This is a genomic window from Rathayibacter sp. Leaf296, assembly GCF_001423045.1.
Taxonomy (GTDB): Bacteria; Actinomycetota; Actinomycetes; order Actinomycetales; family Microbacteriaceae; genus Rathayibacter; species Rathayibacter caricis.
In genome coordinates this window covers 721,620-742,050 of the sequence record NZ_LMNR01000002.1, presented here as the reverse complement: position 1 = coordinate 742,050, position 20,431 = coordinate 721,620, and the positions used below count along the sequence as shown (strand labels likewise).

The following is a 20,431-nucleotide window of genomic DNA, read 5'->3' as shown; positions in this document are numbered from 1 at the left end:
GTCCGGTGATCGAGACCCTCTCCCAGTACTCGGTGCTGACCCTGTCCTCCGCGATGGGCGTCTACGCCCTCGCCTTCATCTTCTTCGCGATCGACCTGGCGCGCCGGTCCTCGCTGGCCGACGGTGAGGCGCTCGGAGTCGTGCAGGAGGCCGAGCGGGTCGCGTCCGTCGCCGCCGCCGACAAGGCCGCCAGCGGCAAGGCCACCGTCGCCGCCGGCACGGGTCGTCCCACCGCGACGCTCTCGCGACTGGGGAGCCGCGTCGAGGACGAGGTCTACAACGCTCCCGCCCGATCGAAGACGATGCGCATCGGGTTCTCGCTCACGCTCCTGGCCTTCGTCCTGCACGCCGCCGCCGCGGTCCTGCGCGGAGTGGCCGCCGGTCGGGTGCCGTGGGCCAACATGTACGAGTTCTCGCTCACCGGCACGCTCATCATCATCGGCGTGTTCCTCGTGGTGCAGCTGCGCTGGGATCTCCGCTTCCTCGGAGCGTTCATCACCGGTCTCGTGCTGGTGCTGCTGGGCATCGCGACGGTCAACTACTACGTGGCCGTCGTGCCGCTCCCGCCGGCCCTGCAGTCGTACTGGCTCGTCATCCACGTGCTCGTGGCGATCCTCGGCACCGCGTTCTTCGCGCTCGGCTTCGCCCTGTCGGTCACCCAGCTGCTGCAGGCCCGCCGCGAGGGGGCGGAGGAGAACCCGCGCTCCGTCCTGCGGTTCCTGAAGACCCTGCCCAGCGCCCTCACGCTCGAGAACCTCGCGTACCGCGTCACGATCATCGGCTTCATCCTCTGGACCTTCACGCTGATCGCCGGCGCCGTCTGGGCCGAGAAGGCGTGGGGCCGCTACTGGGGCTGGGACACCAAGGAGGTCTGGACCTTCATCATCTGGACCATCTACGCCGGCTACATCCACGCGCGCGCGACCCGCGGCTGGCGGGGCACCCCGTCGGCCTGGCTCGCGATCATCGGCTTCGCCGCCGTGATGTTCAACTTCGGCGTCGTGAACGTGTTCTTCAAGGGGCTCCACGCGTACTCCGGTTTGGACACGGGCATGTAGCTCCGAGCCGCAGAACTCAGGCCGAGAGCCCCGGATCACCGCATGTGCGAGGATCCGGGGCTCTCGGCCTTTTCTGTGCGGGTGTCAGGCGTTCGAGACGATGACGTCGATCAGGTGCGGGGCGAACGGCTCGTCGAGGGCGAGCACGAAGCGGGTCCGGGAGCCCTCGGGGTGCACGTCGCGGTAGATGCCGCGGAGGTCCGGGAGGGTCTGCCCGCGACCCGGGCCCCAGGTGGCGTCGACCTCGACCGGGACGGTCGGGGCGGAGGCGATGCCGATCGCGTCGAGGGCGATGGCGGCGGCCATCGGGTCGTGCATCGCGGCGGTGCGCTCGCCGAAGTGGCCCACGTAGAAGTCGAAGTAGTAGTCGAGCGCTTCGCCGATCGCCTCGGCGAGCGGATCGCCGGAGTCGAGCAGGATCGCGCGGTGCTCCTGGCTCATCAGGTGCTTCATCGTGACGTCGAGCGGCACGAGGGTGAGGTCCCAGTCGGCGGCGACCACCTCGGCCGCGGCGGCCGGGTCGTGCCAGATGTTCGCCTCGGCGACGGCGCTGATGTTGCCGGGGACGAGCGCGGCTCCGCCCATGACGGTGACGGAGTGCAGCAGCCCCGGCAGCTCCGGGTGCTTGCGCAGTGCGAGGGCGATGTTGGTGAGGGGCCCGACGGCGATCAGCCGCAGCTCGCCCTCGTGCTCGCGAGCGAGGCGCAGGAGGAGGTCGGCCGGGTCCTCGTCGACCGGGCTGCCGCCGTCGGGCAGCTCGACGCCTCCGATGCCGTTGTCGCCGTGCACGTGCGGGGCGCCGCCGGCGTAGAGCTCCTCGAGGAAGTCGTGGGCGCCGACGGCGACCGGGACGCCGGTGCGGCCGGCGAGGGCGAGCAGTCCGAGCGTGTTGACGGCGGCCTGGCGCGCATCCGTGTTGCCGCTGACGGTGCTGATGCCGACGAGGTCGGCCTGCGGGGAGCGGAGCAGGTAGGCGAGGGCGAGGGAGTCGTCGATGCCGGTATCGCAGTCGAGGAAGACGGGAACGGTCGATGCGGTCACGGGACTCCGATGCTCGAGGGGGAGGGGGTGCGCCGCGGGCATCGGCGACCGGGCGGGGTCCATCATGCCGCAGTGCACCACTCGGTTCACACCGGGGGTGCCGCGGCCCGCTCGCGCGCGAGGGCCAGAGCACGGACGACGTGCCCGGACCAGCGCCGGAGCGAGGCGGGATCGTCGGCGAGTGGAGGAACGGAGACCCACTCCTTCAGCGTCCGCCGTCCCATCACGACCGGCTCGGCGGCGCCCGCCTCGACCAGCTCGAGCATCTCCTGCCGGGTCAGCTTGACGATCAGGTGCTCGTCGTGGCCGAGGAAGCACACGATCGTCCCCTGGAAGCGGATCGCGGGGGCGCCGAACATCGTCGCGATGTCGACGCCGTCGATCAGGCTCGCCTCGATCAGATCCTCGAGGAGCGCCCGCCGGCGCTCGATCCCGCTGTCCCCGGCCATGCGGTGAGGGTAGCGCTGCGCGGCCGCCGAGCCCAGGCCTCAGAGCAGGGCGTGCGCCGAGCGGAGGCGGTCGCGCCACCAGGCGAGGCGCTCGGGAGCGACGGCACGGCGCTCGAGGAGGGCCTCCGACACCTCGACCCGCCCGACCGGGATCGACCCGTCGACCGGCCGCAGCGGCCGCTCGGAGACGTCGGCGGCGAGGAGGGAGGCGGTGCCGAGTCCGCAGTCGTAGGGCAGCTCGGGCAGCGCGGCGGCCAGGGCGGCGCCCATCGCGAGGCCGACCGAGCTGTCGAGGGCGCTCGAGACGACGGCCGGCAGCCCGGCCTCGGCGGTGATCGCCAGGGCCCGGTGCACGCCGCCGAGCGGCTGCGCCTTCACCACGAGCAGGTCCGCGGCGCCCGCCCGCGCGACGGCGAGCGGATCGGCGGCCTTGCGCACGCTCTCGTCGGCCGCGACCGGGATGCCCATGTACTTCACCCGCTTCCGCAGCTGCGCGAGCTCGTCGACGCTGGCGCACGGCTGCTCGACGTACTCGAGGTCGTACTCGGCGAGGGCGTGCACCGCGTGCTCGGCCTCGTCCACGTTCCAGCCGCCGTTCGCGTCCACGCGGATCCGCCCCTCCGGCCCGAGGACCCGGCGCACCTCGGCGACACGAGCGACGTCGTCGGCGAGCGTCTGCCCGCGCTCGGCGACCTTCACCTTGGCCGTCCGGCAGCCGTGGTAGCTCGCGAGGATCGCCGCGACCTCGTCCACTCGGACGGCGGGCACGGTCGCGTTCACCGGGATGCGGTCGCGCAGCGGCGTCGGCAGCGGGTTCCAGCCGTAGTCGAGTGCGGCCCGGAGCCAGGCGGCCGACTCCTCCGGTCCGTACTCGAGGAACGGCGAGAACTCCGTCCAGCCCTCCGGACCGCGCACCAGCGCGATCTCGCGGTGGTCGACTCCGCGGAACCGCGTCAGCAGGGGCAGCGCGACGACGCGCAGGCCGGCGTCGAGCTCATCGAGGGAGGGGTGAGCGGAGGTGGGCACGACGTCGTCCATGCCGCCATCATCCTCCGGACCGGCTGCGCGGACGCCCGGACCGGGCCGCTCCCGTGTGATGTTCAGGGCGTGCAAAACTGGCGGGGTCTGCCGCTCGACACCCGGAGGAACGCGATGAGCCAGGTCCCGATGAGCCCGGTCCCGACGAGCCCGCCGCCGTTCCCTCCCGCCGCTGGGCCCCGGCGCCCGCCGCTGGGCGCCGGCGCCTGGACCGCGCTGGCGGTCAGCGGGGTGGTCGGCCTGGTCTACACCGGTGTGCTCGGAACGCTGCTCGCGCTCGGCATCGGCGCGGCCCTCGACACCGCGGAGTCGGCGACCACGAGCGCGCCCGCCCCGGGCGGCTCCGAGGGCCCGTTCGGCGAGGACCCGTTCGAGGACCCCTTCGGCGAGGACCCCGGCGACGCGTCCGACCCGCTCTACGGCTACCCCGGCTACGAGGACGGCGACGCCGCCGACGTCCTCGACCAGCCCTCCGCCGAGGAGGCGCTCGCCCTCTCCGAGGAGGCCGTCGCCGCGGTCGAGGCCGCCCTGATCGGCGAGTGGGACTCGGGCGACGACGAGTACTACGAGCGGTCCGAGAACCTCTACGGCGGTCCCTCCCTCCTCTACGACTACATCTCGGCCACCGGCTACGCCGCCGCCGACCTCTCGACGGACGCCGACAAGCAGGCCGTCGTCGACCGCTTCACGGCGACCCTCGCGCCGCTCGGCTTCGACAGGGTCGACATCGCCGACTCCCCGTCCGAGTGGTCCCGGGTCGGCTACGAGCTCGACGACGCCGTCGGCGACGCGGAGGCGAGGGCGAGCCTCTGGATCGTCACGGCGTCCTCGACCCAGCGCGACGTGCCGGCCGTCGAGCTCGGCCTCGTCGACCTCGACTCCGACCCCTCCGGCGCAGTGGAGCGGATGCTGGACGACGTCGGTCTCGTGCCGCCGACGCAGGGGGCGTTCCTCGCCGGATACGCGAACAGCCTCCTCGAGGAGGGCGACCGCGACGAGTTCACGGCCCGCATGGAGGAGTTCGGCGGCGTCGCGACGGCCTGATCCGAGGCGCCGGTATCCGCATCCGCCCGCCCCCGCAAGCCCAGGTCCGCCGCAGGCGTGCCGCCTAGCGTGAGGGCATGGCGGAACCCCGAGCGACCAGGCCCCTGCGCGACTACGCGGCGATCGGCGACGGGAGGACGGTCGCCCTGATCGCGCGGGACGGCAGCGTCGACTGGATGCCGGTGCCCGACCTCGGCTCGACCCCCGCGTTCGCCGCGCTGATCGACCCGGAGTCCGGCGGCTGCGTCGAGCTGCGGCCCGAGGATCCCGCGGAGGTCACCCGCCGCTACCTGCAGGACACGAACGTCCTCGAGACCACCTTCACGACCGAGACGGGCTCGGTCACGGTCACCGACGCCCTCGTGACCGGCATCGCAGGCCGCCTCCCGTGGGCCGAGCTCGCCCGCCGGGTCGACGGAGTGACGGGCGAGGTGCGGATGCACTGGGCCGTCCGTCCCGGCACCGGCCTCGGCACGGTCTCGCCGTGGATCCAGAACGCCGACGGCCGCTCCCTGATCCGCGCGGGCGACATCACGATCGGCGTCACCGGTCAGGAGCACGGGCCGGACGGCGACGACGCCCCCTCCGGAGCGGGCGACGAGCTCACCGGGTCCTTCACTGTCTCGGGCGGGAAGAAGCCCAGCCGCCACGTCCTCGTGGTCTCGGCCACGCACGACGAGCCGCTGCACTTCCCCGACGCGCACAACGTCGACCGGGGCATCGACCGCACCATCCGCAGCTGGCGCGCCTGGTCGGAGGAGTTCTCCTACGACGGCCCGTGGGCCGACGCCGTGCAGCGCAGCGCCCTCGCGCTGAAGCTCCTGATCTACTCGCCCACCGGCGCCATCGCGGCCGCGGCGACGACCTCGCTCCCGGAGTCGCCCAACGGCGGCAAGAACTGGGACTACCGCTTCGCCTGGGTGCGCGACGCCGCCTACACCGCGCACGCGCTCGTCCGCTTCGGACTGCGGGAGGAGACGCACGCGGCGCTGTCGTGGCTCCTCCGCACGATCAAGGAGCACGGGCCCGACCTGCACATCTTCTACGGACTCGACGGGTCCCTGCCCTCGGGAGTGACGGAGTACGACGTGCCCGGCTGGGCCGGCATCGGACCGGTCGTCTCGGGCAACGGCGCGCAGAACCAGCTGCAGCTCGGCGTCTTCGGCGACCTCTTCGACATCTGCCGCATCTACGTCGACTCGGGCAACGTGCTCGACATCCAGACCGGGCGGCTGCTCTCGCGCGTCGCCGACACCACCTGCGACCTCTGGCGCAACCGCGACGCCGGCATGTGGGAGCTCGAGGAGGAGCAGCACTACACGTCCTCCAAGATGGGCTGCTGGCAGGCGCTCGACGCCGCCGTCCACCTCGCCGAGCTCGGCCAGATCCCGGGCAGCCCCGACCGCTGGCGCTTCGAGCGCGACCGCCTGCGCGACTGGATCGAGGAGCGCTGCTGGTCCGACGAGCTGGGCTCGTACGTGATGTACCCGGGCTCCTCGGAGCTCGACGCCTCGGTGCTGCTGCACGCGCCGAGCGGGTACGAGCGCGGCGAGCGGATGATCTCGACGATCGACGCCCTGGTGGGCGAGCTCGGCCGCGGCGCGCTGATGTTCCGCTACTCCGGGATGGAGGGCGAGGAGCATCCGTTCGTCGCCTGCTCGTTCTGGCTGGCCTCGGCGCTCGCCTGCGTCGGGCGGCACGACGAGGCCATCGCGCTGATGGACGAGCTGGTCGCCACCATGCCCAACGACGTCGGCATCATGTCCGAGATGGTCGCGACCGACGACCTGGCCTTCTGGGGCAACCTCCCGCAGGGACTCAGCCACCTGGCGCTCGTCAACGCGGCGATCACGATCGAGGAGCTCGCGCCCGAGAAGGTCGGGTCGAGGAAGCCCGGAGCCAGGAAGCCCGGGAGCGGCAAGAGGAGGAGTTCATGAGCGAGCTGACTGCGCGTCTGTTCCGCGACACGAGGGCGATCCTGGTCGAGAGCCCGTTCTGGCTCGACGGCCGCCTGCTGTGGTGCGACATCTCGACCGGCACGATCCACGCGAGCGCGATCGACGGGGCGGTCGACGGCTCCGACGACCTGGTCGTGGCCGTGGAGGCACCGCTGGGATCCTTCCAGCCGGCGCGCGGGGGCGGCTTCGTCGCGGCCCTGGGCGACCGGATCGTGCTGCTCGACGACGCCTTCGCGATCGAGCGCGAGCTCGCTCCGATCGAGCACCTGCACGCCGGCCTCCGGATGAACGAGGGCAAGTGCGATCCCTCCGGGCGCTTCGTCGCGGGATCGATGAACCTCACCACCGAGGAGCAGGACGGCGCGCTCTACCGGATCGACGCCTCCGGGCGCCTGGAGACGCTGCTCGGCGGCTTCGGAGTGGCGAACGGGTTCGAGTGGTCCGACGACGGCGCGACCTTCTACTTCACCGACACGAGCGTCTCGACCGTCTTCCGCTGCTCCTACGGCGACGAGCTCGGCGAACCCGAGCCGTTCCTCGTCGGCCGCTCGTTCGACGGACTCGCCCTCGACGTCGACGGCTGCTTCTGGACCGGCGCGAACGGCGAGAGCGCCGTGCTGCGCTGGAGCCCCGAGGGGGAGCTCCTCGACGAGATCGCGATCCCCGCGCCGAACGTGACCGGGCTGGGCTTCGGCGGCGCAGACCTCTCGACGCTGTTCGTCGGCACCGCGCGCGAGAAGCTCGAGGAGCAGCAGCTCGTCGACTCCCCGCTCTCGGGCGGCGTCTTCGCGATCGACACCCCCACGCGCGGTAGACCCGTGGAGGTGTTCGGCGCAAGTCGTTGAGCGGCTCGGGCGGGGGAGCGTAGACCGGAGGCATGGACTTAGGAATCACCGGACGCACCGCCCTCGTCACCGGAGCGGACTCGGGCATCGGGCTCGCCACCGCGACGCTCCTCCTCGCGGAGGGGGCGACCGTCGTGCTCTCGGACCGCGATCAGGAGAAGCTCGACGCTGCAGCAGCCGGGCTCGACGCACCGGAGGGACGCCTGCACGCCTTCGCCGCCGACGTCACGAGCGTCGAGGAGCTGGCCACCCTGCACGCGAAGGTCGCCGAGGCCGTCGGAGAGATCGACATCCTCGTGCAGAGCGCGGGTGTCACCGGCGCCCAGGGCCTCTTCCACGAGATCGACGACGAGGGCTGGACCAGCACGCTCGAGACCGACCTGCTCGGGCCGGTCCGGCTGGTGCGCGAGTTCCTCCCCGATCTGCGTCACGGCGGATGGGGGCGCCTCGTGCTCGTCGCCTCCGAGGACGCGGTGCAGCCCTACGACGACGAGCTGCCGTACTGCGCCGCGAAGGCCGGCGTGCTCGCCCTCGCCAAGGGCCTCTCGCGGTCGTACGCCCTCGAGGGCCTGCTCGTGAACGCGGTCTCGCCCGCGTTCATCCGGAGCCCCATGACCGACGCCATGATGCAGAAGCGCGCTGAGCAGCGCGGCACGTCGACGGACGAGGCGATCTCGTCGTTCCTCGACGAGGAGCGGCCGTACATGGAGCTCAAGCGCCGCGGCGAGACCGACGAGGTCGCCGCCGTGATCGCGTTCCTCTGCTCCGACCGCGCCTCGTTCGTGAACGGGTCGAACTACCGCGTCGACTCCGGATCCGTCGCCACCATCTGATCCGTCGCCACGAATCGAGCCGGACGTTCTGCGCTCTGAGTCAACCCCCCTTCGCTCACGGCCCCCGTCCGGGCGCCGTCCAGCCACAGCAGCCACACTCGATGGAGGGGATCACCCCGACACCGTCAAGAGAAAGGAATGGTCCATGACCACCACCCTCGAACGCCACGTCGAAGCCCCCGCCGGCTCCGGAGCCAAGACCAGCCGTCGTCAGAACGCCGAGAAGGGCTTCAAGGCCTCGAAGGAGCTGCTCGACAGCCTCCAGATCGTCCTCGTCGACCTGATCGAGCTCCACGTGCAGGGCAAGCAGGCGCACTGGAACGTCGTCGGCAAGAACTTCCGCGACCTGCACCTGCAGCTCGACGAGATCATCGAGGCCGCGCGCGAGTTCAGCGACGACATCGCCGAGCGCATGCGCGCGCTGCACGGGATCCCGGACGGCCGCAGCGACACCGTCGCGGCGACCACCACGCTGCCCGAGTACCCGCACGGCGAGATCGACACCGCCGAGACGGTCGACCTCGTCACCATCCGCCTCGAGAACACCGCCGCCACCATGCGCGAGGTGCACGACCAGGTGGACGAGGAGGACCCGACCAGCGCGGACCTCCTGCACGCGATCATCCAGAGCCTGGAGCAGTTCGCCTGGATGGTGTCGGCCGAGAACCGCCGCACCTCCACCGCGAAGTAGCACTCCGCAGCACTGACGACAGAGGGACCCCGCTCCGGCGGGGTCCCTCTTCGCATGCATTCGCCTCGTGCCGATCGAGGAGCGCGCGTCTCGAGATCCGCGTGCTCCGGGCGACCCGGCGTCCGCTCGGCCCGCGACAGTAGGGTCGAGGGCATGAGCACGCAGGTTTCCGAGCTGTTCGACGCGAGCCGGTGGGAGCCGGTGCGCGGCTTCGACGCTCTCGAGGACATCACCTACCACCACGACCGCACCGGGCGCATCGCCCGCGTCGCCTTCGACCGCCCGGAGGTGCGCAACGCGTTCCGGCCGCGCACCGTCGACGAGCTCTACAACGCCCTCGAGGATGCGCGGATCAACCCGCGCATAGGCGTGGTGATCCTCACCGGCAACGGCCCGAGCCCGAAAGACGGCGGCTGGGCGTTCTGCTCCGGCGGCGACCAGCGGATCCGCGGTCGCGACGGCTACCGCTACTCCGACGGCGAGACGGCCGAGGGGATCGACGCGGCGCGATCGGGCCGCCTGCACATCCTCGAGGTGCAGCGCCTCATCCGCTTCATGCCGAAGGTCGTCCTCGCGGCGGTCCCCGGCTGGGCGGCGGGCGGCGGCCACTCGCTGCACGTGGTCTGCGACCTCACGATCGCCTCGGCCGAGCACGGCCGCTTCAAGCAGACGGACGCCGACGTCGGCTCGTTCGACGCCGGCTACGGCTCGGCGTACTTCGCCCGCCAGATCGGGCAGAAGGCTGCTCGCGAGGTGTTCTTCCTCGCCCGCGAGTACTCGGCGCAGCGCGCCTACGAGATGGGCGCGGTCAATGCGGTCGTGCCGCACGCCGAGCTCGAGACGACGGCGCTGGAGTGGGCCGAGACGATCCTGACCAAGTCGCCGACCGCCATCCGCATGCTCAAGTACGCCTTCAACGCGGTCGACGACGGACTCGTCGGCCAGCAGCTGTTCGCCGGCGAGACCACGCGCCTCGCCTACGGCACCGACGAGGCCGTCGAGGGCCGCGACTCCTTCCTCGAGAAGCGCGACCCCGACTGGTCGCCGTTCCCGTGGCAGTTCTGAGCGCATGACCCGGGAGCTGATCGCGGTCGACTCCGCGCCGGAGCAGGTGCTGATCGCCCTGCGCGCCGCGCTCGACGGCAGCGGCCCGGCGATCCGCGTCGCCGCGCCCGGAGCGTCCGGAGCCGCCGCCGCGGTCGTTCCGCAGCGCGTGGCCGTCGTGGTCGAGACCTCCGGCTCCTCCGGTCCGCCCAAGCGCGTCGCTCTCGCGACCGGGGCGCTGCTGACCAGCGCCGCCGCCACTCTCGCCGAGCTCGGCGGACCGGGCCGCTGGCTGCTGTGCCTCCCCACCCACTACATCGCCGGCGTGCAGGTGCTCGTGCGCTCGATCACCGCCGACGCCGATCCCGTCGTGCTGCCGGAGGGGCACTTCGATGCGCTCGCGTTCCTCGAGCTCGCTCGGACGATGCCCGCCGGGGAGCGGCGCTACTCCTCCCTCGTCCCCGTGCAGCTCGCACGGCTTCTCGACGCAGCGGAGGCGGACCCGGCCCAGGCCGCGACCCTCCGCTCGTTCGACGCGCTGCTGATCGGCGGGCAGGCGGCGCCGCGACCCCTGCGCGAGCGGGCCGCCGCGCTGGGCGTGCAGGTCCGCCTGACCTACGGATCGAGCGAGACCTCGGGCGGCTGCGTCTACGACGGGTCGCCGCTGCGCGACGTGCGCGTCCGGATCGACGCCGGCCAGGTGCTGCTCGGCGGGCCGACCCTCGCCGAGGGCTACCTCGACGCCGACGGCGGAGTGGACGTGGACCGCACGGCCACGGCCTTCGCCAGCATCGCGGGGGAGCGCTGGTACCGCACCGGCGACGCGGGCGAGCTGGTCGACGGTCGGATCCGCGTCACGGGCCGCCTCGACCGCGTGATCGTCTCGGGCGGCGAGAAGGTCTCGCTCGACGCAGTCGAGAAGGTGCTGCGCGACGGCCCCGTCCCCGACGCGGTCGTCGTGCGCCGGGCCGACGCCGAGTGGGGCGAGGTGCCGGTCGTCGTGACCGCCGCGGATCCCGTCCCCGTGCTCGCCGAGGTCAGGGCGGCCGTGCAGGAGGCTCTCGGCCGGGTCGCCCGGCCCGCCGCCGTCGTGCGCGTGGAGACCGTGCCGCTGCTCGCCTCCGGCAAGCCGGACCGCCGTGCGCTGGAGGGCCTCGCCGCGACTGCGGACTGAGGCGTCTCGGTAGGATTCCCTCCGTGTCGAGTACGAGTCGCAAGAAGAAGCCGCAGGCGAAGCCCCGGAGCGGCCGTCCGGGCGGCAACCCGCAGAAGGTGCAGGTGGCGCCGGCCGGTGCGCGCGAGTGGATCGCCGGAGCGCGCCTGCGCACCCTTCCGCTCGCGATCGCTCCCGTGCTCATCGGCACCGGAGCCACGCAGGTCACCGACGAGGGCTGGCACTGGGTGCGCGCCCTGCTCTGCCTCGCCGTCTCGCTCGCCCTGCAGATCGGCGTGAACTACGCGAACGACTACTCCGACGGCGTGCGCGGCACCGATGCGAACCGCGTCGGCCCCTCGCGCCTCACCGGCTCCGGAGCCGCGAAGCCGAAGCACGTGCTGACGGTCGCGCTCGTCTTCTTCGGCCTCGCCGCCCTCGCAGGCCTCGTGCTGACCGTGCTCTCGGGCCACTGGTGGTTCCTGCTGGTCGGCGCCGCCGCGATCGCCGCCGGCTGGTTCTACACGGGCGGACGCCGCCCTTACGGCTACCTCGGACTCGGCGACGTGTTCGTCTTCGTCTTCTTCGGCCTCGTCGCCACCGTCGGCACGACCTTCGTGCAGATCGGCCGCACCAATCAGGAGTCGTGGCTCGGCGCTGTCGCCGCGGGCCTCTTCGCCTGCGCGGTCCTGATGGTCAACAACATCCGCGACATCCCGACCGACCGCGCGTCGGGCAAGCGCACGCTCGCCGTGATCGTGGGGCCGACCGTCGCCCGCGCGCTCTACAGCGCGTTCGTGCTGGTGCCGTTCGGCATCTCGGTGATCCTGGCGCTGTTCTACCCGCTCGCGTGGCTCACGCTGTTCGTGCTGCTCGCGATCCTGCCGGCGATCCTCATCACCCTGACGGCGCGCACGGCGAAGGAGCTGATCCTGGCGCTGCAGCTGACGAGCCTGGGCGGGCTCGCGTACGCGGCGATCCTGGCGGCGGCGCTCGCGTTCTGAGGCGCTCGGGCTCTCCGCCGAGTTAGCGCTCCTCGCGCGAGCGGTCGACGGCGGCGTCCTCGATGTCGTCGTCGGTCGGGGCGCGGGGCACGTCCTTGCGGCGCTCGTAGATCGCCTGCGCGATGGTCTCGCGGGGCCCCCGCAGCACGATGTACGACAGCGACATGCTCGCTACGGCGGCGATCACTCCCGCCGTCACCGCGGCGGTGAGATCGGAGTCGAGGAACGTGCGCGCCGGCAGGTACACCAGCACGAAGACACCGGCGAACATCGCCAGACGCAGGAGCGAGTAGACGACGACGGCGCGGCTGAGTTTCACCGGGACAGTGTACGTCGGGCCCCTGCGCGGGAGCGGCTGCACACCCGTCCGTGAGCACCCCGGGAGCCTCCTGTCCAGCCTCCGAGCGCCCGGTCGGCGAACAGCGTGCGGACGTAGACTGAATTCCGTGATCCGCCTCTTCATCGGCCTGCTCGTGGCCCTCGCCGTGTTCACGGTCTACACCGTGATCGACGTCGCGATGAGCAACCGGCACGCGGTGCGCGCGATCCCGAAGTGGTCCTGGGTCCTGGTCGTCCTCCTGCTGCCGCTGATCGGCGCGGGCCTGTGGTTCTGGATCGGCCGTCCGCGCAAGGACCGCTCGGCGGGCCGGCGCTTCACGGCTCCCGACGACGACCCCGACTTCCTCGGCACGATCCGTCAGGAGCGCGATCCCGAGAAGGAGCGCGAGCAGGCCGAGCGCATCGCTCAGCTCGAGCGCGACCTGGCCGATCTCGACGACCCAGACAAGTCCGACGGCCCCGGCCGACGGGATGCCTGAGCACCCTCCGGTCGCGCCCTCCACCCGTTCCGCGGTCGACCTCCTCACCCGCTTCGTCGCGCTCGGCGTCCGCGACGTCGTCGTCGCTCCCGGATCGCGGTCGCAGGCCCTGGCACTCGTCGCGGCCGAGCTCGAGACCCGCGGGGCGATCCGCCTGCACGTGCGCGTCGACGAGCGCTCGGCCGGGTTCCTCGCCCTGGGGCTCGCGCTCGAGACGGGGCTGCCCGCCCTGGTGATCACCACCTCCGGGACCGCGACCGCGAACCTGCACCCCGCCGTGCTCGAGGCCGACGCCTCGGACGTGCCGCTGATCGTGCTCACCGCCGACCGGCCGGACGAGCTGCGCGGCATCCGCTCGAATCAGACGACGGAGCAGCGCGAGCTGTACGGCCGCGCCGTTCGGCTGTTCGAGGACGTCGCCGCGCCGGGGCCCTCGTCGCTGCCGGAGGAGGCCGCCGCGCTCGCCGACCGCGCCTTCTCGGCGGCCCTGCATCCGGGCGGGCCCGTGCACCTCAACCTCGCGTTCCGCGATCCGCTGTCCTCGAGCCTGCCGGAGTTCGAGGTCCCGCCGGCGGCCGAGCCGCTCGCCGCAGGGCCCTCGGAGGAGGTCGAGCGGGTCGCCGCAGGACCCGACGAGCCGCTGACCGTCGTCATCGCCGGGGACAAGGCGGGCGACGTCGCGGAGGCCGTCGCGCGCGCGGGCGACTGGCCGCTGCTCGCCGAGGTCTCCTCCGGCGCCCGTTTCGGGCCGCAGCTCGTCGTCGCCTGGCGCCGGCTGCTGGGCGAGGCCGACTTCGGCGGACGCGTGCGGCGCGCGATCGTGTTCGGCCACCCGACGCTCTCGCGCGAGGTGCCGGAGCTCCTGCGCCGGGACGACGTCGAGGTGATCGTCGTCGACCGCGGCCGCCCGCAGTTCTACAACCCTGGTCGCCGTGCGCGCCGGGTCGCCGGGATCGAGGTGGTGCGCCCCTCCGGCTCGCCGCGCCCCGACCGCGCCGAGCGGGCCTGGGCCGGGTCGTGGGTGTTCCGCAGCCGCGCGCTCGTCGTCGACCCCGACGCCCTGCCCGAGGTCGCCGACGGCGGCACGATGTCGCTGGAGGACCGCCGCGGCTTCGCGCGCAACGCCCTCGCGGCCGTGCGCGCACCGCTGACCCGCGAATTCGTGGTGTCGGCCGTCTGGCGGGTGACCTGGCCGCACGACCGCCTGCTCTTCGGTGCCTCGCGCCTCATCCGCGTGGCCGACGGCGCGCTGCCGGGCAAGAAGATCACCGTGCACTCCAACCGAGGCCTCGCGGGGATCGACGGGACCGTCTCGACCGCGCTCGGCATCGCCGTCGCCTCGCAGGCGGGCGAGCGGGGGGCCGCCGGAGTGACGCGCGTCATTTTGGGCGATCTCACGCTGCTGCACGAGGCGGGCGGGCTGATGCTCGCTCCCGGAGAGCGGCGGCCGCGAGTGCAGCTCGTCGTGGTGAACGACGGGGGAGGCACGATCTTCGACGGCCTGGAGGTCGCGTCGAGCTCGGCGCCCGACGCGTTCGACCGGGTGCAGTTCACTCCGCAGTCCGTCGATCTCGAAGCGCTGGCGCGGGCGTACGGATGGGCGTACTCGCGCGTCTCGACCCGCGGCGAGCTGGAGCAGGCGCTGACGGCGCCGGGCGACGGGCCGGGGATCGTGGAGATCCCGCTGGGGCGCTAGGCCTCGCTCAGGCCGCGCAGACCTTCAGATCTTCGACGTCCCGGGTCAGTGTGAGGCTGCTGCCGAGCAGGGTCGCGTAGTTCTTCGACTGCCCCTTCATGACGTCGACAGTCTGCTGGTGGACGCAGTCCTTCTCGACGAGGAGCACGGCGGATCCCTGCGCGGCGCCCGAGGCGACACCGGACAGTGCGTCGGGGAAGGTGGCACCGGCCGCGAGATAGACCGTGTCCTGGAGGGCGGACTGCCGGAAGAGCAGCGCGCTCGTGGCGTAGCGGTCGCGTCCGGCGACCCGCTCGATGCTCGAGAAGAAGTAGCGCGATCTCATCGACGCCTCGAATCCCGGAGTGATCGTCGTCGGCCCGCCGACGAGGATGAAGCCGCTCGCCCTGACGCCCGAGAGCGTGCGGGTCGTGGCATCGTCGATCTCCTCCGCGGCCCCGTCGACGAGGAGCACGGGCGAGCCGAACTGCGCGGCGACCGAGGAGGCCGAGAGGGCGTCCGGGAAGTTCCGACCGGTGGCGAGATACACCTCGAGCGCGTCCTGCCGGCGCCGGTCGCGATCGAATACGCCTGCCACCAGCAGCCGTGAGGTCTCGTAGCGATCGCGCCCGCCGATCCGCTCGATCCGCGGAGCCAGGGCGGCGATGGCGTCGTAGGTCGACGGCACGATGGTGGCCTCGCTGCCGACGACCACGATGCGCCGAGGAGCCAATCGGCGGATCTCGTCGGCCACGACCGAGGTGAGTCGTCCCGGCTCCGTCATGAGGAGAGCGCCGCCCTGCACCGCTGCGGCCGGGCCCGCACTCAGGGCGTCCGGCCAGTTCTCGCCGCTCGCGACGTAGAGGACCGGGATCCCGGGCGCGAAGGCCGAGCGGGTGAGCGCCACGGAGGTGGCGTAGCGGTCCGAGCCGGACAGGCGATCCGTGTGCCACCGCCACTGATCCCACTTCGTGATCGAGAGGTCGATCCCGGAGGCGGTGGTGCCTCCTCCGACGGGGAAGAACGACGCGCCCTCCGCCCGGCGGGAGTCCTTCCACAAGCGGTCGTCGTAGCCGCCGCCCCAAGCGCCGGCGAGCACGGTGTAGGAACCGCGGGGCAGTCCGGTGAGGTAGTACGGAGACGCTGAGCCGTCCTTCGGCGGGATCTGCTCCCGGTTCCAGGCGAACAGCCGCTTCGTGGTCGGGTCCTGGTAGACGGCCTGGACGGACCAGAACGTGTCGAGACCCGAGACCTCGCCCTTGATCATCCCGGGGTGGGAGCTGGTCAGGGTCGCGTCCGCAGCGGGCGCGGTGACGGGGCGCGCGCCCACCGCGACGGCGCTCCCGCCGGACCAGACCGCGCCCCAGGCCTCGATGCTGTACGGCGAGAAGAGGAGGTAGTACTCGGCCCCCGCTGTCAGGCCGTCGAAGCGGAAGCGCGACGATTCCAGCTTCTGCGAGGAGAGCTGACGGCGGTCGGCGCTCCAGACCTCGACGAAGAAGTCGCCGCTGGGGAGGCCGTTCGGGCCGAGCTCGAACTCGTCCGCACCCTCGAAGACCACCGATCCGCTGATCACCGCGTCGGCCGTCGCGCCCGCTGCGGCGACTCGCGCGCCTTCGGGGAGGGGGCTGGCTGCGCTCGGCTGCGAGTAGGTGGTGGGATCGAGTGACGTGACCGTCGGGATCCGCGCGGACTGCGTCTCGGTCGAGAGTGTGCTCCGTGCAGCGGTGGCGCTGTGGCCGGCCGCGGTCTGTGCGGGGAGTGCGGCGTGTGCGGGGGGTGCGGCCTGCGCGGGGAGTGCGGCCTGCGCGGAGGGTGCGGCCGATGCGATGAGGACGCCGAGGACGGCGCCGATCGCCGCGAGACGAGTGCGGTGCCGGCTCTGCTTGCGCATGGGACTCCCTCGATCGACTGCTCTCCCGTCGAGGTCGCAGGTTCTGAGGCATCGTACTGACGATCGGCGCTCCGGGACGCGGATGCGGCTCGAACGCGGGGAGGGGAGGGCCGCCGATGCCTGCGCGGCCGCGGAGGGGGTCGTCGGCACAGAAGGGGGCGGCGAGCCCGAGGTGCCGCTGGTCGCCTCGGAACCGCAGCTGCGGCGGTGACGTCGCTCCTCCCCAGGTGGAGGACGGGGCGCGTCTCCACCGATCATCGGACCGGTGGGACCGGGTCCGATGGATCCCGGTTGACTCCTCGCATGGCAGGGACGGGAGCAGCGGAGACGGCGCTGCGCGAGGTGAGGGCGCACGGCGACCGAGCGGCCGAACTCGCCCTCAGCGCCGCGCCGGTGCTGCTCGCGGCGGCCGAGGCCTTGCACGCGGGATACCGGGCGGCACTGGGGTGCCCGGAGTGGTTCGCGCGTGGGCGGAGCGAGTCGCCCGGCCTGGTGGAGCGATCCATCCGGGCCGAGTTCGCCGTGGTGCTGCAGGTGTCCGAGAGCGCCGCCGCTCGCGAGATCGAGCACGCGCGGCTGCTGGTCGACGAGCTCCCGCGGACCCGTGCCGCTCTGGCCGAGGCGCGCATGCGATGGGAAGCGGGCGGGATCGTCTGCTCCGTCGCGGCGACCCTCCCGGCCGCCTCGCGCGCCGAGTTCGACGTCCGGGCGGCCGAGCTCGCCGTCGCGGTGACCCCGACCCAGCTGAGGCGTGCGCTGGCGCAGCTGAGGGAGGAGCTGCACGAGCTGCCGCTCGCCGAGCGGCACGCGCGCGCCCGAGCCGACAGGTCGGTGTGGATGACGTCCGACGACGACGGGATGGCGACGCTCTGCGCCCACCTGCCGGCGACGATCGCCGTCGGCGCTCTCACGCGTCTCGACAGGATGGCCCGTCAGCTCCGCGGCGACGAGGACGTGCGCACTCTCGCTCAGCTGCGTGCCGATGCGCTGGGCGACCTGCTCTGCCACGGGGACGTCGCCGGCACGACGCCGTCCGACGAGTCCTCCGCGACCTCCGCGACCTTCGCGTCCGGCATCCGCGCCGAGGTGAGGCTGATGATGTCGGAGGCCACGGCAGCCGGAACGGACGACTCCGCGGTCGATCTGGACGGCTACGGGCTCGTCCCCGCCGATGTCGCGCGCGATCTCGTCGGAGCCGACGCGACCTTCACGCCGGTCCGGACCGACCCGCGGACGGGCGTGGTCGTCTCGGTCGGCCGCGCGCTCCGCACACCGCCGCCACCCCTGCGTCTCCTTGTCCGCTTGCGAGACCGGACGTGCCGGTTCCCGGGCTGCACCCGGTCGGCGTCCGCTTCGGAGGCCGACCACACGGTCGAGTGGCGGAACGGCGGAGAGACGACACCCCGGAACCTCGCCTCGCTGTGCATCGCGCACCATCACGTCCGACACGGGGACCGCTGGACGTACGTCCTGCATCCCGACGGAGTCGCGGACTGGACGACGCCGACGGGTCGCCGCATCACGACGTGGCCGGTGGCGACGACCGCGGCACTCGCTCCGGGACTCCGATCGAACGATCCTCCGCCACCACCCCGCGAGGAGTGACCACTGTGCGCGACGGGTCGAGGAGACCCGCCGACGCTCAGCTCAGCGCGTCCTGCACCGGACGGAACTTGATCCGCGTCTCCGCGAGTTCGGCGTCGGGGTCGCTGTCGGCGACGATGCCGGCGCCGGCCCAGGCTGTGATCGCGCCGTCCGGAGCGATCTGAGCGCTGCGGAGACCCACGGCCCACTCCCCGTCGCCGCGACCGTCGATCCAGCCGACGGGGCCGGCATAGCGGCCTCGGTCGAACAGCTCGAGCTCGTCGATCAGGTCGAGCGCGGTGCCGGTCGGGGTGCCGGCGACGGCGGCCGTCGGGTGCAAGGCGTCGACCAGGTCGAGTGCGGTCGAGGCATCGCCGAGCGTGCCTCGCACATCCGTAGCGAGGTGCCAGAGGTTGGGCAGTTCGAGCGTGAACGGCGCGCCGCTCGTGCTGAGCGACGAGGTGTGCGGCCGCAGCTCCCTGAGCAGGCTCGCTATCGCGAACGCGTGCTCGGAGCGGTCCTTCGTGCTCTCCAGGAGCGCCTGCGCGATCGCCGCGTCAGTGGCCGCATCCGTTCCGCGCGCACTCGTACCGGCGAGGACTCGCGCAGTGATAGCTCCGTGATCGACCCCCACGAGGGTCTCGGGGCTCGCGCCGACGAAGCCGTCGACGGCGAAGGTCCAGCAGTCGGGGTAGGTGCTCGCGAAGTCCACCAGGATCCGCCGCAGGTCGGCCCCGCGGGGCAGCCGCCCGCGGAGGTCCCGCGCGAGCACGACCTTCTCGAGCGCCCCTGCGCGGATTCTGTCGACCGCCGAGGCCACCGCCGAGCGGTAGCCGTCGGGCGTCATCGCACCGGGCAGCATCGAGACGCGGTACTCGTCCCCGAACGGCCGCGTAGCAGCCGGCTCCGAGCCGACAGCGCCGTCCGAGGAGATCGTCGTGACCCACGAGCGCCCCCCGCGCGACCCGACGACGGTCCGCGGCACGATCAGCACGCTGGTCGCCGACGACCGCCCCGAGAACGCGAACGCCCCGAAGGCGACGAGCCCCGTCCCCGGCAGTCCGATCGGGTCGTCCACCTCGGCGGACGCGGACAGCACCCGCCACGCGTCGGCCGCCTCGCGCAGACGGTCCGGCCCCGAGAACTCCAGCCGCAGCGCTTCATCGAGTCCCACCAGTCCGGCGCCGTTGCGCTGCCAGAGGAGGGGACGTTGCGGATCCGCGAGAGAGGGGAGCGCTGCGGGGGAGTCCAGCGGGGTCGTCCCCACGTGAAGAGGGGGAGCCCCGGCGCCGATGAGCGTCACGTCCCCAGGGTACGCCCGCGGCGGGACGGGGCCGCTCGGAGCGGGAGGGTGTGCAGACAGCGCGGGGAGCGCCAGAGGAGCGGACGTCCCACGCCCCGCCCCCGCCCCCCCGGATCGGCGCCGGTACTGTGATCCGCGCCGGAGCCGCCCGCTAGGCGGAGCTGGGCGGTTCCGGTGCCCCGCACGTCCTCCCGGAACGCTCCGGCGGGGGCGGATGCTCAGCCGCCGCCCCGCCGCCCGCTCTAGACTCGATGATCGTGACTAAGGCAGACCTTACCAAGCGCCCCGACGAGGTCGCCGCCATGTTCGACACGGTGGCACCCGCCTACGACCTGACCAACACGGTCCTCTCGGCGGGCAACGACCACCTGTGGCGCATCGCCACGACCCGTGCCGTGAATCCGGCGCCGGGCGAGCGGATCCTCGATGTCGCCGCGGGCACGGGCACCTCCTCCGCCTCGCTCGCCCGCTCGGGCGCGCACGTCGTCGCCGCCGACTTCTCGCCGGGGATGATCGCCGTCGGCCGCACCCGTCAGGCAGGGAACGACCGCATCGAGTTCGTACAGGCCGACGCCATGGCCCTCCCCTTCGAGGACGAGTCGTTCGACGCCGTCACGATCTCCTTCGGCCTGCGCAACGTGGCCGAGCCGCGCACCGCGCTCGCCGAGTTCTTCCGTGTCGTGAAGCCGGGCGGCCGCGTCGTCATCTGCGAGTTCTCGACTCCGCCGCTGAAGCCCCTCGCCGCGGCGTATGACCTCTACCTCGCGAAGGTCATGCCCGCGATCGTGGGGCTCGCGTCCTCGAACGACCCCGCCTACGACTACCTCGGCGACTCCATCCGCGCGTGGCCCGAGCAGAAGGTGGTGGCGTCCTGGCTCCGCGTCGCCGGCTTCGAGCGCGTCGCCTACAAGGACCTCACCTTCGGCATCGTCGCGCTGCACCGCGGGATCAAGCCGATCGTCGCCACCTCATGACACCCGGGGGCCTCGAAGCCCGAGA

At 72.6% G+C, this 20,431-nt stretch carries 19 protein-coding genes; 13 read left to right on the top strand and 6 right to left on the bottom strand.

What is annotated here, in order from left to right; translation table 11 throughout:
* Positions 1-5 precede the first annotated feature (5 nt).
* Positions 6-1,058, top strand: coding sequence for a c-type cytochrome biogenesis protein CcsB (gene ccsB, locus ASF46_RS13705; protein WP_372488162.1), 1,053 nt, complete (start codon positions 6-8; stop codon positions 1,056-1,058).
* Between the two features lie 84 nt (positions 1,059-1,142).
* Here the strand turns inward: ccsB and ASF46_RS13700 are convergent, their stop codons facing one another.
* The 3 genes from ASF46_RS13700 to ASF46_RS13690 all read right to left on the bottom strand — a co-directional run bounded on the left by ASF46_RS13700 (position 1,143) and on the right by ASF46_RS13690 (position 3,586).
* Positions 1,143-2,099, bottom strand: coding sequence for a nucleoside hydrolase (locus tag ASF46_RS13700; protein ID WP_235576954.1), 957 nt, complete (start codon positions 2,097-2,099; stop codon positions 1,143-1,145).
* Positions 2,100-2,185: 86 nt separating this feature from the next.
* Positions 2,186-2,548: a TfoX/Sxy family protein gene (locus tag ASF46_RS13695; RefSeq protein WP_056868081.1), complete on the bottom strand. Its 363-nt coding sequence runs from the start codon at positions 2,546-2,548 to the stop codon at positions 2,186-2,188.
* A gap of 39 nt (positions 2,549-2,587) precedes the next feature.
* On the bottom strand, positions 2,588-3,586 hold the full coding sequence (locus tag ASF46_RS13690) for an o-succinylbenzoate synthase (RefSeq protein WP_056868080.1): 999 nt from the start codon (positions 3,584-3,586) through the stop codon (positions 2,588-2,590).
* 114 nt (positions 3,587-3,700) lie between these two features.
* Here ASF46_RS13690 and ASF46_RS13685 point away from each other — a divergent pair, with 114 nt between their 5' ends.
* From ASF46_RS13685 to ASF46_RS13650, 8 genes are all read left to right on the top strand, one after another.
* Complete coding sequence (locus ASF46_RS13685; protein ID WP_056868079.1) at positions 3,701-4,630, top strand: hypothetical protein; 930 nt, start codon at positions 3,701-3,703, stop codon at positions 4,628-4,630.
* A gap of 77 nt (positions 4,631-4,707) precedes the next feature.
* A complete protein-coding gene (locus ASF46_RS13680; RefSeq protein ID WP_056868078.1) occupies positions 4,708-6,567 on the top strand; it encodes a glycoside hydrolase family 15 protein in 1,860 nt (619 codons plus the stop codon).
* Entirely contained in the window at positions 6,564-7,433 is an 870-nt protein-coding gene (locus ASF46_RS13675; protein ID WP_055790482.1) for an SMP-30/gluconolactonase/LRE family protein, read from the top strand. Before ASF46_RS13680 ends, ASF46_RS13675 begins: the two co-directional genes overlap by 4 nt.
* A 32-nt stretch (positions 7,434-7,465) precedes the next feature.
* Positions 7,466-8,266, top strand: a complete 801-nt coding sequence (locus tag ASF46_RS13670; protein WP_056868077.1) for an SDR family NAD(P)-dependent oxidoreductase — start codon at positions 7,466-7,468, stop codon at positions 8,264-8,266.
* A 145-nt stretch (positions 8,267-8,411) separates the two neighbouring features.
* On the top strand, positions 8,412-8,957 hold the full coding sequence (locus ASF46_RS13665) for a Dps family protein (protein WP_055790487.1): 546 nt from the start codon (positions 8,412-8,414) through the stop codon (positions 8,955-8,957).
* Positions 8,958-9,110: 153 nt separating this feature from the next.
* A complete protein-coding gene (locus tag ASF46_RS13660) occupies positions 9,111-10,022 on the top strand; it encodes a 1,4-dihydroxy-2-naphthoyl-CoA synthase (protein ID WP_056868076.1) in 912 nt (303 codons plus the stop codon).
* A gap of 4 nt (positions 10,023-10,026) precedes the next feature.
* The gene (locus ASF46_RS13655; protein ID WP_056868075.1) at positions 10,027-11,175 is read left to right on the top strand and encodes an AMP-binding protein; all 1,149 of its coding nucleotides are present in this window, start codon (positions 10,027-10,029) and stop codon (positions 11,173-11,175) included.
* Between the two features lie 23 nt (positions 11,176-11,198).
* Positions 11,199-12,158 carry a 1,4-dihydroxy-2-naphthoate polyprenyltransferase gene (locus ASF46_RS13650; RefSeq protein WP_056868074.1) on the top strand — a complete coding sequence of 320 codons (960 nt, stop codon included), beginning with the start codon at positions 11,199-11,201 and terminating at the stop codon, positions 12,156-12,158.
* A gap of 22 nt (positions 12,159-12,180) precedes the next feature.
* On the opposite strand, the gene ASF46_RS13645 is transcribed toward ASF46_RS13650, so the two are convergent.
* Complete coding sequence (locus tag ASF46_RS13645; RefSeq protein ID WP_162240183.1) at positions 12,181-12,477, bottom strand: DUF4229 domain-containing protein; 297 nt, start codon at positions 12,475-12,477, stop codon at positions 12,181-12,183.
* A 127-nt stretch (positions 12,478-12,604) separates the two neighbouring features.
* Here ASF46_RS13645 and ASF46_RS13640 point away from each other — a divergent pair, with 127 nt between their 5' ends.
* Together ASF46_RS13640 and menD are read left to right on the top strand one after the other, a co-directional pair.
* Positions 12,605-12,976 carry a PLDc N-terminal domain-containing protein gene (locus tag ASF46_RS13640; RefSeq protein ID WP_055790503.1) on the top strand — a complete coding sequence of 124 codons (372 nt, stop codon included), beginning with the start codon at positions 12,605-12,607 and terminating at the stop codon, positions 12,974-12,976.
* Entirely contained in the window at positions 12,969-14,672 is a 1,704-nt protein-coding gene (gene menD, locus ASF46_RS13635) for a 2-succinyl-5-enolpyruvyl-6-hydroxy-3-cyclohexene-1-carboxylic-acid synthase (protein ID WP_056868072.1), read from the top strand. The genes ASF46_RS13640 and menD overlap by 8 nt, the downstream gene beginning before the upstream one ends.
* A 7-nt stretch (positions 14,673-14,679) precedes the next feature.
* Here menD and ASF46_RS13630 read toward each other — a convergent pair whose 3' ends face one another.
* Positions 14,680-16,545 carry a cell wall-binding repeat-containing protein gene (locus tag ASF46_RS13630; protein WP_056868071.1) on the bottom strand — a complete coding sequence of 622 codons (1,866 nt, stop codon included), beginning with the start codon at positions 16,543-16,545 and terminating at the stop codon, positions 14,680-14,682.
* A gap of 303 nt (positions 16,546-16,848) precedes the next feature.
* On the opposite strand from ASF46_RS13630, the gene ASF46_RS13625 reads away from it, so the two are divergent.
* The gene (locus tag ASF46_RS13625) at positions 16,849-18,150 is read left to right on the top strand and encodes an HNH endonuclease signature motif containing protein (protein ID WP_056868070.1); all 1,302 of its coding nucleotides are present in this window, start codon (positions 16,849-16,851) and stop codon (positions 18,148-18,150) included.
* A gap of 37 nt (positions 18,151-18,187) precedes the next feature.
* On the opposite strand, the gene ASF46_RS13620 is transcribed toward ASF46_RS13625, so the two are convergent.
* Positions 18,188-19,432, bottom strand: a complete 1,245-nt coding sequence (locus ASF46_RS13620) for an isochorismate synthase (RefSeq protein WP_416351495.1) — start codon at positions 19,430-19,432, stop codon at positions 18,188-18,190.
* Positions 19,433-19,689: 257 nt separating this feature from the next.
* On the opposite strand from ASF46_RS13620, the gene ubiE reads away from it, so the two are divergent.
* Complete coding sequence (gene ubiE, locus ASF46_RS13615; protein ID WP_416351494.1) at positions 19,690-20,406, top strand: bifunctional demethylmenaquinone methyltransferase/2-methoxy-6-polyprenyl-1,4-benzoquinol methylase UbiE; 717 nt, start codon at positions 19,690-19,692, stop codon at positions 20,404-20,406.
* Positions 20,407-20,431 lie beyond the last annotated feature (25 nt).

Bases quoted from the DNA above. Each gene is read 5' to 3' on its own strand.
- ASF46_RS13675 (WP_055790482.1), top strand. From the start codon at position 6,564: ATGAGCGAGCTGACTGCGCGTCTGTTCCGCGACACGAGGGCGATCCTG.
- ASF46_RS13665 (WP_055790487.1), top strand. From the start codon at position 8,412: ATGACCACCACCCTCGAACGCCACGTCGAAGCCCCCGCCGGCTCCGGA.
- menD (WP_056868072.1), top strand. From the start codon at position 12,969: ATGCCTGAGCACCCTCCGGTCGCGCCCTCCACCCGTTCCGCGGTCGAC.
- ASF46_RS13695 (WP_056868081.1), bottom strand. From the start codon at position 2,548: ATGGCCGGGGACAGCGGGATCGAGCGCCGGCGGGCGCTCCTCGAGGAT.
- ASF46_RS13660 (WP_056868076.1), top strand. From the start codon at position 9,111: ATGAGCACGCAGGTTTCCGAGCTGTTCGACGCGAGCCGGTGGGAGCCG.
- ASF46_RS13685 (WP_056868079.1), top strand. From the start codon at position 3,701: ATGAGCCAGGTCCCGATGAGCCCGGTCCCGACGAGCCCGCCGCCGTTC.
- ASF46_RS13655 (WP_056868075.1), top strand. From the start codon at position 10,027: ATGACCCGGGAGCTGATCGCGGTCGACTCCGCGCCGGAGCAGGTGCTG.
- ASF46_RS13630 (WP_056868071.1), bottom strand. From the start codon at position 16,545: ATGCGCAAGCAGAGCCGGCACCGCACTCGTCTCGCGGCGATCGGCGCC.
- ASF46_RS13690 (WP_056868080.1), bottom strand. From the start codon at position 3,586: ATGGACGACGTCGTGCCCACCTCCGCTCACCCCTCCCTCGATGAGCTC.
- ASF46_RS13680 (WP_056868078.1), top strand. From the start codon at position 4,708: ATGGCGGAACCCCGAGCGACCAGGCCCCTGCGCGACTACGCGGCGATC.
- ASF46_RS13670 (WP_056868077.1), top strand. From the start codon at position 7,466: ATGGACTTAGGAATCACCGGACGCACCGCCCTCGTCACCGGAGCGGAC.
- ASF46_RS13625 (WP_056868070.1), top strand. From the start codon at position 16,849: ATGGCAGGGACGGGAGCAGCGGAGACGGCGCTGCGCGAGGTGAGGGCG.